Consider the following 12568-nt stretch of genomic DNA (forward strand, 5'->3'; position numbering starts at 1 on the left):
TTCGGTTGACGCCGGGCGCGCACCGGGTTCAGCCCATGGTTATGATGGGACGACGAAGACAGAGCAGGAGCGTTGCCGGTGAGTGACGGGTTCGTAGCGCTGTACATCTTCATGCTGGCAGCCATCGCCGGCCACGTGATCATTTCGCGGGTGCCGGTGATCCTGCATACCCCGCTGATGTCGGGCTCCAACTTCATCCACGGCATCGTGCTGATCGGTGCGATGGTGGTGCTGGGGCACGCGCAGACACCGCTGGAGAAAGCCCTGGGCTTCCTCGCCGTGGTGCTTGGTGCCGGCAACGCCGCCGGTGGCTACGTGGTCACCGCGCGCATGCTGGAAATGTTCAAGCCGAGCGCGCCCAAGGGCGGCAAGGACGAGCCGAAGGAGCCGCAGGCTTGAACATCAGCACCGTCGAACTGCTCGATTGGCTGGTCAAGGCCAGCTACCTCGTCGCCGCCACGCTGTTCCTGCTGGGCCTGCAGCGCATGGCCTCGCCGCTGACCGCGCGCAGCGGCATCCGCTGGGCCGGGCTGGGCATGCTGCTGGCCACGGTGGCGACTTTCTTCCTGCCCGAACTGCATAACGTGCCGCTGATCCTGGTGGCGCTGCTGCTTGGCGCGGGCCTGGCCTGGTGGTCGGCCGGCAAGGTTGCCATCACCGACATGCCGCAGATGGTGGCGCTGTACAACGGCATGGGCGGCGGCTCGGCCGCGGCCATCGGTGCAGTGGAACTGCTGCGCTACGCCTTCCTCGCCAACCGTGATACCAGCCACTGGAGCGCACAGGCGCTGGCCGACCTCGCTGCCCGCCAACCCTCGGGCATGGTGCTGCTGCTGGCGGTGGTCGGCGCGGCCATCGGTGCGGTGTCGCTGTCCGGCTCGGTGATTGCCTGGGCCAAGCTCGATGGCCGCCTGGACAAGCGGGTGACCTGGCCGGGCCAGCAGGTGATGAACCTGCTGGTGGCACTGGCGGTGGTGGTGCTGGCGATCATCGCGGCCAGCACGCTCAACACCTGGGCGATCGTCGCGTTCTTCGTGCTGGCACTGGCACTGGGCGTGCTGATGACGCTGCCGATCGGTGGCGCCGACATGCCGGTGGTGATCTCGCTGTACAACGCGTTCACCGGCCTGGCGGTGTCGTTCGAAGGCTATGTGCTGGGCAACGAGGCGCTGATCATCGCCGGCATGATGGTCGGCGCGGCGGGCATCCTGCTGACCCGGCTGATGGCCAAGGCGATGAACAGGCCGATCCGCAACGTGTTGTTCTCCAACTTCGGCGGCGGCGCCGGCGGCGAAGCGCAGGCGATCACTGGCGCGCAGAAGCCGATTGAAGCGTCGGACGTCGCGGCGATGATGGCCTACGCCGAACGCGTGGTGATCGTGCCCGGTTATGGCATGGCGGTGGCGCAGGCCCAGCACAAGATCTGGGAGCTGGCGCAGCGGTTGGGCCAGCGCGGGGTGAAGGTGAAGTTCGCGATCCACCCGGTGGCTGGGCGCATGCCTGGGCACATGAACGTGCTGCTGGCCGAAGCGGGTGTGCCCTACGACCTGATCGCCGACATGGACGACATCAACCCGGAATTTGCCAACACCGATGTGGTGCTGGTGATCGGGGGCAACGACGTGGTCAATCCGGTGGCACGTACCGACCCGGCCAGCCCGATCTACGGCATGCCGGTGCTGGATGTGGTCAACGCGCGCAACGTGGTGGTTATCAAGCGCGGCAAGGGCACCGGTTTTGCCGGCATCGAGAATGCGCTGTTCTACGCCGACAACACCCGCATGCTGTACGGCGATGGTGCGGAAGCGGCGGCCTCGCTGGTGAGCGAACTGAAGGCGCTCGACGGCGGGCATTGAGCGGCGGCTGCATCGGGTAGGTGCGGACCTTGGTCCGCACGTTTCTGCCGGCCAACGGCCGGCACTACCGAATCCACGCGTGGTGGTTGCATCGGGTAGGTGCGGACCTTGGTCCGCACGCTTCTACCGGCCAGCGGCCGGCACTACCTGCCGGTGGGTCAGCGCGCCAGCCAGGCGCCCACGGCCAGGCCCAGGGCCAGCCACAGCCATTCCATCGCGCCATTGGCGAGGGTGATCAGGGTCCAGGCCAGGTGCGGGCCCATCCGCAGCGTGGCATCCCACAGGTCCAGCCCGATCGAGCCGCCCATCCACGCGCTGGCGATGGCCCAGTTGGCCACGGCCGCCACCAGCACGGTGCCCAGCACGACCAGGGCGATGCGCAGCCGGCCCGGGCCCAGCGTGCCCATGCGCAGCATGAACACCAGTTCCAGGGCGGTCAGTACCGCCATCCAGCCGACCTGCCGGCCGGTCATCAGCGCCAGCATCATCCAGGCGAGGGGAGCAACAAGCAGACCCAGCAACAGCATGATGGGCCAGAGCCAGGTCACGGTCCTGGCACGCGCGGCATTGGAGGACATCGAAGCTCCCTGAAGATCACCCACAGGATACTGTGGTTTGCCGCAGTGCACCGGCGGCGGCAGGGCGGCTGGGCTAGAATGCCGTCTTGCGTGGCCTTGGCCACGGCCCCATATCGGTCCCCATGTATTCCCGTAGCAGCGAACCTGTCCACTTCGAACGCGATTGCGAGGCCGTGATGGTCCCGCAGGGCGACACCGTGACCCTGCCCGCCGGCAGCTATGGGTACATCACCCAGGCGCTGGGCGGCAGTTATTCGGTGTTCGTCGAGGGCAACCTGTTCCGCATCGCCGGCAAGGACGGCGACGCCATCGGCAAGGAGGCACCGGCACCGCTCGAGCTGCCGGCTGACGCCACCGATGAACAGGTGGAACAGCTGGTGTGGCAGCAGCTGCGCACCTGCTTTGATCCGGAAATTCCGGTGAACATCGTCGAACTGGGCCTGGTCTACGAGGTCGAGATCAAGCACCTGGACGAAGGCAAGCGCGAGATCGACGTGAAGATGACCCTGACCGCACCGGGCTGCGGCATGGGCGAGATCCTGGTCGACGACGTGCGCAGCAAGCTCGAAATGATCCCGACGGTGGCCGAGGCCGACGTCGACCTGGTGTTCGACCCGCCGTGGAACCAGCACATGATGTCCGAGGCGGCCCGGCTCGAGACCGGCATGCTTTGACCCACGGCCCGCAGTGACGCGGGCCGGGCATTACCCGCAACCAGAACAGGAAATCTCCGGTGTCCCAGTCCATTCCCAGCTTCGCCGTCACCCGTTCGGACCACCCGCGCAGCGCTGAAGAGCGCGCCCAGATCCTGGAGAAGCCGGGTTTCGGCCTGCACTTCACCGACCACATGGTGGAAGTGCGCTGGGACAAGGACACCGGCTGGCACAACGCCAACGTGCGCGCCTATGGCCCGCTGCAGCTGGACCCGGCCGCGGCCGTGCTGCACTACGGCCAGGAAATCTTCGAGGGCATCAAGGCCTACCGCCATGCCGACGGTTCGATCTGGACCTTCCGCCCGGATGCCAACGGCCGTCGCCTGCAGCGTTCGGCGCAGCGCCTGGCGCTGCCGGAACTGCCGGTGGAGATCTTCGTCGAATCGCTGAAGCAGCTGATCGCCGTCGACAGCGCCTGGGTGCCGTCGGCCGATGAGTCGAGCCTGTACTTCCGTCCGTTCATGATCGGCGACGAAGCCTTCCTCGGCGTGCGCGGCGCGCACAAGGCCGGCTACTACGTGATCGCCAGCCCGGCCGGCCCGTACTTCGCCAAGGGTGTCGCCCCGGTGTCGATCTGGCTGTCGACCGAGTACGCGCGTGCGGCCAAGGGTGGCACCGGTGCCGCCAAGTGCGGTGGCAACTACGCGGCTTCGCTGCTGCCGCAGCAGAAGGCGCAGGCACAGGGCTGCTCGCAGGTGCTGTTCCTCGACCCGGTCGAGGGCAAGTACCTGGAAGAACTGGGTGGCATGAACGTGTTCCTGGTCTACAAGGACGGCACGCTGGTTACCCCGCAGCTGTCGGGCAGCATCCTCGAAGGCATCACCCGCGAGAGCATCCTGCAGCTGGCCCGCGACCGCGGCATGAAGGTCGAAGAGCGCAAGGTCAGCATCGACGAGTGGAAGGACGGCGTTGCCTCCGGCGAGATCGCCGAAGTGTTCGCCTGCGGCACCGCGGCGGTGGTCACCCCGATCGGCCAGCTGAAGGGCGAAGGCTTCTCGGTGGGCGACATCAACGCACCGGCCGGCGAAGTGACCATGTCGCTGCGCAAGGAACTGACCGACATCCAGTACGGCCGCCTGCCGGACCGCCACAACTGGCTGGTCAAGCTGGGCTGATCGCCCGCGTTGAACCGGTAGCGCCGGGCCATGCGCCGGCGGCGCTTCTTGAAAGCCCGTCCCAGTGACGGGCTTTCTGCGTTGTGGGCCCGCCCGTCGACCGCAGCAGGCGGGCGCTTGACGCAAATAGGTTTGCATTGCAAACTAAATTCAAGCGACCCCGATGGAGCGTGTCATGCAGCAGCCGTCCGTCATTGATCCTTCCTCGCGCCTGCAGGCGCTGACCCGTGAATATTCGCGGTACTCGCGAAGTGCCGGGGGCCTGTCGGCGATGGCAGGCGGCATTGCCTGCCTGGCCTCGTTCCTTGCCGGCGCGCTGCTGCCGACCACCCTGGCGCTGCGCATCGTGCTGATTGCCGTGCCGGTGCTGTGGATCGTCGGCAAGCAATGGCTGGCACGCCGTTACTACCAGCGGCTGGGCCAGGTCGAGGAGCAGGTCACGCCGGCCGAGCGCAATTTCCAGCGCTTCTTCATTGCCTTCACCGCGCTGGTAAGCGTGCTGGTGATCGGCAGCGTGCTGACCCGGCTGGCGCCGATGGGTGAGCTGCCCTGGGACCTGCGCGCCATTGGTTACCTGGCCGTGGTGGCGCTGCTGCCCTGGGTGGTGTGGCGCTGGCTGCGTACGCCGCTGGAGTTCATCGTGGGCGTGTTCCTGTTGTGCCAGGCCGCGCTGGCTTTCACCGGGCAGGCGTATGGCTTCGCCCTGAGCACGGCCGTGTTTCCGCTGGCATCCGTCGCACTGATCGTGGTCGGCTGGCGTGACCACCAGCGCTTCCAGCGGCTGCAGGTGGAGATGCGCGCGTTCATGGCGGCGCGGACGAACGTCGGATGACCCAGCTGCCTGATTCCAGAGCGCTGCTCCAGCTCGACCGCTTGATCCACGAGCCGGCACGCCTGCTGATCCTGTCGATCCTGGCAGGTGCCGAATCCGCCGAGTTCGGTTTTGTCGAACATCTCAGCGGGTTGAGCAAGGGCAACCTGTCCAGCCATCTGAGCAAGCTGGAGGCTGCTGGACTGGTCGCCATCGACAAGTCGTTCCGCGGCAAGCGCCCGCTGACCACCCTGCAGTTGACGCCGATGGGCCGCACTGCCCTGGCCGAGTACCGCACGCAGCTGGCGGCGATCGTTGCCGGCATTCCCGATCCGGATCGAAAGGACGCCTGACATGACATTGCTCCCGCGCCTGTTTGCAGTTCTGGTTGTTTCCTTCTCTGCCCTCATCGGCGCGGCTGCGGCTGCAGATCCGCGCCAACAGGGAGCTGCGCTGACCACGCAGTTCTACGAAGGGCACATCGACGCACTGTGGGAACGGATGACGCCGCAGATGCAGGCGGGGCTGCAGTCCCCGCAGAACCTGGTGGCGCTGCGCGAGCAGGTGCTGGCGGGCTGGGGCGCAGAAACCGAGCTGGTCAGTGAGAAGGTCGAGAAGGTTGATGGATTCGACACCTATCTGCGGCAGGCGCGCTTCGCCAGGAGCCCGGACCTGATCCAGGTGCTGTGGGCCATCGATGCCGACGGGCGGATTGGCGGCTTCTACATCCGCCCGCTACAGACCACGCCGCCGCAGGCCGCAGCGAGCGGGTTCCTCGACTACCAGACCCGCACACGGCTGCAACTGCCGTTCGACGATGAGTACTTCGTGTTCTGGGGCGGGCGCAGTGTCGAACAGAACTACCATGCGGCCCATGCCGGCCAGCGCTTCGCGCTGGATCTGCTGGTGGTCCGCGATGGCCGGTCGCACCGTGGCGATGGCCTGCGCAACGATGATTACTACTGCTTCGGTCGCCCGATCCTCGCGCCCGCCGACGGCACGGTGGTGGAGGTGATCGAGGGTGTCGCCGACAACGTGCCGGGCCAGATGAATGCCGCCCAGCTCACCGGCAACCGCGTCATCCTCGACCACGGCAACGAGGAATACTCGGTGCTGGCGCACCTGCGCCAGGGCAGTGTGCGTGTGGCGCAGGGACAGGCTGTCCGCAGCGGCGCGCACCTCGGTGACTGTGGCAACAGCGGCAACTCCTCCGAGCCGCACCTGCACTACCAGCTGCAGGCCGGGCCTGTGTTCGGTGTCGGCGAAGCGCTCCCGGCACAGTTCTCCGGTTATGTGGCCGATGACCAGCCGGTTGCACGCGGCGAGCCGGTCAAAGGTCAGCGGATCCGGCCGGCGCGCCTCCCGCAGGCAAAGTAGTCAGCGCGTCCGACGCGATGGGCAGGCACGCCGCGGGCACGCTGCGCCGTCGTTGGTGTCAGCAGTGGACGCCGATGTCGGCAAAGTCATCGCAGGACACGTGATGACCCAGTCAGGTGCGTGCAGGGCAGGAGAAAGTTCCTTCACCTTCACAAACCCTCGACCCGAAAAGTCTCAGAACGAACATTTCATCTTGCTGAAAAGACGCTGAAAATCTTGTGGTGTCCGGTTTTGGTCATTAGCGTCATCTGCACGGCGGATCGTTAGGGGGATCCGCTGGCTCGCCGGACTTCGAACCTCGCCAACGCAAGCCAGCCCAGGGTTCGGGCCGGTGCTTCTGCCGATTCCGGCATTCACACCACAAGAAAGGGAAATACGATGTCCCAGGTAACGCAACCGCGTGTGCGTCGAGTGTGGGTGGTCCTTGGTGCGTCCGTTCTGTCATCGCTGCTGCTGGCCACGCCTGCGCTGGCCGGTGATGTCCAGCTCAGCGGCCTGCAGTCCGCACAGACCCACCAGCGTTTCATCGTGAAGTACCGCGACGGCAGCGCGCCGGTGGCCAACACCACCGCACTGGCCTCTTCGCTGAAGAGTGCCGCCGCCGGCCTGGCCAGCAGCCAGGGCCGCGCGCTGGGCCTGCAGCAGGTCCGCAAGCTGGCCGTCGGCCCGACCCTGGTCAAGACCGATCGTCCGCTCGACCAGGCCGAATCCGAGCAGCTGATGCGCAAGCTGGCCGCCGACCCGAACGTGGAATACGTTGAAGTCGACCAGATCATGCGTGCCACCCTGACCCCGAACGACACCCGCTTCAGCGAGCAATGGGGCTTCGGCACCTCCAATGCCGGCATCAACATCCGGCCGGCCTGGGACAAGGCCACCGGCACCGGTGTGGTCGTGGCGGTGATCGACACCGGCATCACCAACCACGCCGACCTCAATGCCAACATCCTGCCGGGCTACGACTTCATCAGTGATGCGGCGATGGCGCGCGACGGCAACGGCCGCGACAACAACCCGAACGATGAGGGCGACTGGTACGGCGACAACGAGTGCCAGGCGGGCTACCCGGGTTCGAACTCCAGCTGGCACGGTACCCACGTGGCCGGCACGGTAGCGGCGGTGACCAACAACAGCACCGGCGTGGCAGGTACTGCGTTCAACGCCAAGGTCGTGCCGGTGCGCGTGCTCGGCAAGTGCGGCGGTTACACCTCCGACATTGCCGACGCGATCGTGTGGGCGTCCGGCGGCAGCGTCAGCGGCGTGCCGGCCAATGCCAATCCGGCCGAGGTCATCAACCTCTCGCTGGGCGGCGGCGGCAGCTGCTCGACCACCTACCAGAACGCGATCAATGGCGCTGTCGGGCGTGGCACCACCGTGGTGGTCGCCGCCGGCAACAGCAACACCAACGTGTCCTCGTCGGTGCCGGCCAACTGCCCGAACGTGATCGCAGTGGCGGCCACCACCTCGGCCGGTGCGCGTGCCAGCTTCTCCAACTATGGCAACGGAATCGACATCTCGGCACCGGGCCAGGGCATCCTGTCCACCCTCAACAGCGGCACCACCACCCCGGGCAGTGCCAGCTACGCTTCGTACAACGGCACCTCGATGGCGGCACCGCACGTGGCCGGCGTGGTCGCGCTGATGCAGTCCGTAGCCCCGAGCCCGCTGAGCCCGGCGCAGGTGGAGAGCATCATCAAGAGCACTGCACGTCCGCTGCCGGGCGCCTGCTCGGGCGGCTGCGGCGCCGGCATCATCGACGCCGACGCGGCCGTGGCTGCGGCGATCAACGGTGGCGGCCCGAACCCGGGTGGCAACGTCCTGCAGAACAACGTTCCGGTCACCGGCCTCGGCGCTGCCAGCGGCGCTTCGCTGAGTTACACCGTGAACGTTCCGGCCGGCAGCACCCAGCTGCGCGTGGCGATCAGTGGCGGCAGCGGTGACGCCGACCTGTACGTGCGCCAGGGCAGTGCCCCGACCGATACCGCCTACACCTGCCGCCCGTACCTGAGCGGCAACAGCGAGACCTGCACCATCAACAGTCCGGCTGCCGGCACGTGGTATGTGCGGGTGAAGGCCTACAGCACCTTCTCGGGCCTGACTCTCAACGCCCAGTACTGAGCCCAAGCCCCTCTCCATGGGCACGCCCCGGCTCCGGCCGGGGCGTTTTTGCATGGGGACGCGCGGTGATACGAGCCGCCGCGTCGTGGTAGGTGCCGACCTTGGTCGGCACGCTGTTCCTCAGACCGATTCGAAGCGGTTCGCGGCCACGTTCTTGCGCACGTGCTGCGGGTCGAAAATCCGCCCGTTCATCGCGATGTACACGCCGCTCGGCAGCGACTGCACCGCACCGATCGCGCAGCCGATGTTGAACTCCGCATCCGAGCCGCGGAAACGCGCCGGGCTCAGCGCGCCGGTCATCACGATGGTCTTGTCCGCGATCGTCGCCAGCACCTGGCCGGTCTGCACCATCGAATCGGTGCCGTGGGTCACCAGCACGTGGCGGGTCGGCTGCGCGGCGATGGTGGCGCGGATCAGTTCGCGGTCCTCATCGTTGATGTGCAGCGAATCCTTGCGCAGGATCGGAATCACGTTGAAGCGGAACGTCACGCCCAGCTCGCGCAGGATCATGCCGATCTGGGGGTCGCCGATCTGGTAGTCCGACTTGTCGTCGAAGTAGATCTTGTCGATCGTGCCACCGGTGGTGACGACCAGGAGCTCTTCCATCATGTGCATGCGCGAAACCAGGACAGGTACAGCGGCGCGGGGCCAGGAACACAGATGATACGGCCCGGCGGCCGCAGCGTCAGCGTCGCTTGCCGAAGCGGGCGCGCAGCCCCGGCAGGCTGGCGCTGAAGATCACCAGCAGGGCCAGCGCGATCTCGATCAGCGCCAGCCAGCGTGTTTCCGGGTGGCTCCAGGCACTCATCACCCCGTGGCTGAACCAGCCCAGGGCCAGCACCGAGGCCCAGAAACCAGCCTTGCGCCAGCCCAGTCGCAGGGCAACGGCCAACGCCAGCGGCGGCGCGGTGAACACCAGCTGGGTGGCCAGCCAGTGCTTGTCATTGATGAACCAGCCGGCGAACAGCGCCGCCAGCCCCATCAGGGCCAGCAGCAGGACCGTGCGCGGCGCCGCGCTCATCGGGCCAACCGCTGTGCGATGTCGGCCACCCGGCGGCCCAGCGCGCGCGCCAGCACGGCTTCATCGTCGGTCGGCTGCGGGTCGTCGGCTGCACCGGCCACATGGCTGGCGCCATACGGCGTGCCGCCACTGGTGGTGTGGCTCAGCGCCGGCTCGGTGAACGGGATGCCGACGATCACGCAGCCATGGTGCAGCAGCGGCACCTGCATCGACAGCAGGGTCGATTCCTGGCCGCCATGCATCGAGGCGGTGGAGGTGAACACGCCGGCCGGCTTGCCGGAGAGGGTGCCGTTGACCCATTCGGCGCCCAGCCCGTCCAGGAAGTGCTTGACCGGCGCCGCCATGTTGCCGAAGCGGGTCGGGCTGCCGAGCAGCAGGCCCTGGCATTCGACCAGGTCCTGCACGCTCACGTAGGGGGCACCATCGTCGGGGACCGGAGGTTGTGCGGTCTGGGTCACGGCGGCCACCGGCGGCACTGTGCGCAGGCGCGCGGTCATGCCCGGCACTTCGCCGATGCCCCGCGCGATCTGGCGCGCCAGCCGTGCCACTGAACCGCCCCGGCTGTAGTACAGCACCAGAATCTCGCCCATCGTGACCGCTTCTCCTCGTCGTGTGGCCACCAGTATGGCTATCCTGCGAACATTCCGCATCGGGTACCCTTTCGCCGATGGAACCTTTGGATACGCTCAACCTGTGGATGGAGCGCGCGCGGGATCGCGCACGCGCCATCAGCTTCGGCCGCTTCCTGTGGCATCGCTTCCTCGACGACCGCCTGTTCCAGGCAGCGGCGGCGCTCGCGTACACCACGGTGTTCGCGCTGGTGCCGCTGGCCATCGTGGTGTTCGGCGTGCTCTCGGCCTTCCCTGTCTTCGACCGCTGGAGCGACCAGCTCAGCGATTACGTCTTCTCCAACTTCGTGCCCAACGCCGCGCGTGCGGCCGAAGGCTACCTGCGGCAGTTCTCGGCCAGTGCCGGCCAGCTCACCGCCGCCGGCTTCATCGCACTGGTGGTCTCGTTGCTGATCACCCTCAACAGCGTTGAAGAGACCTTCAATCAGATCTGGCGGGTCGGCTCGACCCGGCCCAAGCTGACCCGCTTCCTGGTCTACTGGACCGTGCTGACCCTGGGCGCAATGCTCGCTGCCGCTTCGCTGGCGGTGTCGGCGCGGGTGTTCGCGATGCCACTGTTCGGCACCCAGGAGGGCCGCTGGCTGGCCGAGTTCGCGCTGCGGCTGGCGCCGATCCTGATCGAGTTCGTCTGTATAACGCTGATGTTCCGGGTGGTGCCGCACCACACCGTGAAATGGCGGCACGCGGTGCCCGGCGCGATTCTCGCGGCGGTCATCCTGGAACTGGTGAAGTGGGGCATCGGCGCCTACCTGGGCAGCTTCCAGTCCTACCAGAAGCTCTACGGCACGGTCGCCTTCGTGCCGATCCTGCTGCTGTGGATCTACCTGTGCTGGGTGGCGGTGCTGCTGGGCGCGTCGCTGTCCTCGTCGATGGCCGCCTTCCGCTACCAGCCGGTGGAACTGCGCCTGCCGCAGGGCTACGAGTTCTATGGCCTGCTGCGCCTGCTCGGCCGCTTCCACCATGCCCGAGCCAAGGGCAAGGGGCTGGCCGATGATGAAATCCTGCGGCTGGAGCCGATGCTGACCGATTCGCTGCTGCAGGACCTGGCCTGCAACCTGCAGGAGATCGGCCTGCTGCGCCGCGATGAACGTGGCGAATGGCTGCTCTCGCGCGACCTGGACCAGGTGAGCCTGGCCGATCTGTACGAATGTACCCAGCTGCGCATTCCGGTAGCCGAGCAGCATCTGCCATACCGCGACGACACACTGGGCCGTGCTGCGCTGGCGGCACTGGACGATCTGCGGCTGCCCCTGCGCGAACGCCTCAAGCGCAAGGTCAGCGATATCTACACCGATTCCGGAGACATGCCATGACCCGCAAGACCCCGTTGCTGCTGCTTCCGCTGGCCCTGCTGCTGGCGCTGTCGGCCTGCAAACCGGCCCAGGAGCCGACCCCCGCCAGCAGCCAGCCGCCAGCACAGGCACCGACGCCGACCACACCGGCACCGGTCGAAGAGACCCCGGCCGAGCGCACCACTGCCGAGTTCCCGACGCTGAGGATGAAGGCGGTGGATGGCAGCGACTACGACCTGGCCGCGCACCGCGGCAAGTGGGTGATCGTGAATTTCTGGGCGACCTGGTGTGCCCCGTGCCGCAAGGAGATGCCGGAGCTGTCGGCGCTGCATGCGATGCGCAGCAACATCGAGGTGGTTGGCCTAGCCTATGAGGATATCGAGGTGCCGGAGATGCAGTCGTTCCTGACCAAGCATCCGGTGACCTATCCGATCGTGATCGTGGACCCGTTCGATCCGCCGGCGGACTTCGCCACGCCGCGTGGCCTGCCGTTGACGCATCTGCTGGATCCGCAGGGCAAGCTGGCGCACACCTTCCTTGGCCCGGTGACGGCCGCCGACATCGAAAAGCAGATCGCCAGCGCAAAGTAGTGGGTTGGTCGGCAGGGCCTGCGGCCCTGCACCCGTGGAGGCCAGAGCAACAGCAACGGCAACAGCCGAAGCAAAGGCGGGTCTCCTGAGGGATGGCGGGGTGGGGCCGGTTGCGGGGGCCGCTGCAAGTCCCCCTCCGGGGCCCGGCCCAGCCGCTGGCGGCTGTGCGTTCGGGCGCTTGCGAAGCCGTGCTTCGCAAGCAAAGCGCCCTCACCCATGTAAGCTCGGTCGCCGCTTGCTCGTGTGCGCAGTCCTGCGCACACGGCAAGACCGGGGTTGGGCGTCCTGCCCAACCCGCCCGAGGCATGCCTCGGGCCCATGCGGCTCACGCCCCCGCAACCGGACCCACCCCGCCTTCGGCAGATCTCCGCGATCTGCAGTAGATCCACGCCATGCGTGGATGAATCTCCATCGGAATCGAATATTTCGAATGGGAATCGAAAAGCATCCACGCATGGCGTGGATCTA

The 12568-nt window shown here is 67.0% G+C and carries 14 protein-coding genes; 10 read left to right on the forward strand and 4 right to left on the reverse strand.

Annotated features, from left to right (window positions below):
* Positions 1 to 78: 78 nt before the first annotated feature.
* Positions 79 to 399: an NAD(P) transhydrogenase subunit alpha gene (locus V3B48_RS16730; RefSeq protein WP_005408173.1), complete on the forward strand. Its 321-nt coding sequence runs from the start codon at positions 79 to 81 to the stop codon at positions 397 to 399.
* The gene (locus V3B48_RS16735) at positions 396 to 1856 is read left to right on the forward strand and encodes an NAD(P)(+) transhydrogenase (Re/Si-specific) subunit beta (protein ID WP_329894101.1); all 1461 of its coding nucleotides are present in this window, start codon (positions 396 to 398) and stop codon (positions 1854 to 1856) included. Before V3B48_RS16730 ends, V3B48_RS16735 begins: the two co-directional genes overlap by 4 nt.
* A gap of 158 nt (positions 1857 to 2014) precedes the next feature.
* Here V3B48_RS16735 and V3B48_RS16740 read toward each other — a convergent pair whose 3' ends face one another.
* Positions 2015 to 2434 carry a hypothetical protein gene (locus V3B48_RS16740; RefSeq protein WP_049399978.1) on the reverse strand — a complete coding sequence of 140 codons (420 nt, stop codon included), beginning with the start codon at positions 2432 to 2434 and terminating at the stop codon, positions 2015 to 2017.
* Between the two features lie 122 nt (positions 2435 to 2556).
* Here V3B48_RS16740 and sufT point away from each other — a divergent pair, with 122 nt between their 5' ends.
* The 6 genes from sufT (at position 2557) to V3B48_RS16770 (ending at position 8568) form a co-directional block, all read left to right on the forward strand.
* Complete coding sequence (gene sufT / locus V3B48_RS16745; protein ID WP_005415385.1) at positions 2557 to 3108, forward strand: putative Fe-S cluster assembly protein SufT; 552 nt, start codon at positions 2557 to 2559, stop codon at positions 3106 to 3108.
* A gap of 59 nt (positions 3109 to 3167) precedes the next feature.
* A complete protein-coding gene (locus V3B48_RS16750; RefSeq protein WP_010481775.1) occupies positions 3168 to 4262 on the forward strand; it encodes a branched-chain amino acid aminotransferase in 1095 nt (364 codons plus the stop codon).
* A 175-nt stretch (positions 4263 to 4437) separates the two neighbouring features.
* On the forward strand, positions 4438 to 5094 hold the full coding sequence (locus V3B48_RS16755; RefSeq protein ID WP_182267302.1) for a hypothetical protein: 657 nt from the start codon (positions 4438 to 4440) through the stop codon (positions 5092 to 5094).
* Complete coding sequence (locus V3B48_RS16760) at positions 5091 to 5426, forward strand: transcriptional regulator (protein ID WP_012510131.1); 336 nt, start codon at positions 5091 to 5093, stop codon at positions 5424 to 5426. The genes V3B48_RS16755 and V3B48_RS16760 overlap by 4 nt, the downstream gene beginning before the upstream one ends.
* Position 5427: 1 nt before the next feature.
* A complete protein-coding gene (locus tag V3B48_RS16765) occupies positions 5428 to 6450 on the forward strand; it encodes a M23 family metallopeptidase (RefSeq protein WP_317218388.1) in 1023 nt (340 codons plus the stop codon).
* 378 nt (positions 6451 to 6828) lie between these two features.
* Positions 6829 to 8568, forward strand: coding sequence for a S8 family peptidase (locus tag V3B48_RS16770; protein WP_004144921.1), 1740 nt, complete (start codon positions 6829 to 6831; stop codon positions 8566 to 8568).
* Positions 8569 to 8688: 120 nt separating this feature from the next.
* On the opposite strand, the gene V3B48_RS16775 is transcribed toward V3B48_RS16770, so the two are convergent.
* From V3B48_RS16775 to wrbA, 3 genes are all read right to left on the reverse strand, one after another.
* Entirely contained in the window at positions 8689 to 9174 is a 486-nt protein-coding gene (locus V3B48_RS16775) for an asparaginase domain-containing protein (protein WP_329894102.1), read from the reverse strand.
* A gap of 79 nt (positions 9175 to 9253) precedes the next feature.
* Positions 9254 to 9589 carry a DUF2069 domain-containing protein gene (locus V3B48_RS16780; RefSeq protein WP_032130425.1) on the reverse strand — a complete coding sequence of 112 codons (336 nt, stop codon included), beginning with the start codon at positions 9587 to 9589 and terminating at the stop codon, positions 9254 to 9256.
* On the reverse strand, positions 9586 to 10179 hold the full coding sequence (gene wrbA / locus V3B48_RS16785) for an NAD(P)H:quinone oxidoreductase (RefSeq protein ID WP_012510135.1): 594 nt from the start codon (positions 10177 to 10179) through the stop codon (positions 9586 to 9588). Before wrbA ends, V3B48_RS16780 begins: the two co-directional genes overlap by 4 nt.
* 77 nt (positions 10180 to 10256) lie before the next feature.
* Between wrbA and V3B48_RS16790 the strand changes: the two genes are divergently transcribed.
* Both V3B48_RS16790 and V3B48_RS16795 read left to right on the forward strand, forming a co-directional pair.
* The gene (locus V3B48_RS16790) at positions 10257 to 11531 is read left to right on the forward strand and encodes a YihY family inner membrane protein (RefSeq protein WP_032130426.1); all 1275 of its coding nucleotides are present in this window, start codon (positions 10257 to 10259) and stop codon (positions 11529 to 11531) included.
* Positions 11528 to 12100, forward strand: a complete 573-nt coding sequence (locus V3B48_RS16795) for a redoxin domain-containing protein (RefSeq protein WP_107432203.1) — start codon at positions 11528 to 11530, stop codon at positions 12098 to 12100. The genes V3B48_RS16790 and V3B48_RS16795 overlap by 4 nt, the downstream gene beginning before the upstream one ends.
* The last annotated feature ends 468 nt before the right edge of the window (positions 12101 to 12568 follow it).

The sequence above is a fragment of the Stenotrophomonas sp. SMYL20 genome (genome assembly GCF_036320045.1).
GTDB lineage: Bacteria > Pseudomonadota > Gammaproteobacteria > Xanthomonadales > Xanthomonadaceae > Stenotrophomonas > Stenotrophomonas maltophilia_A.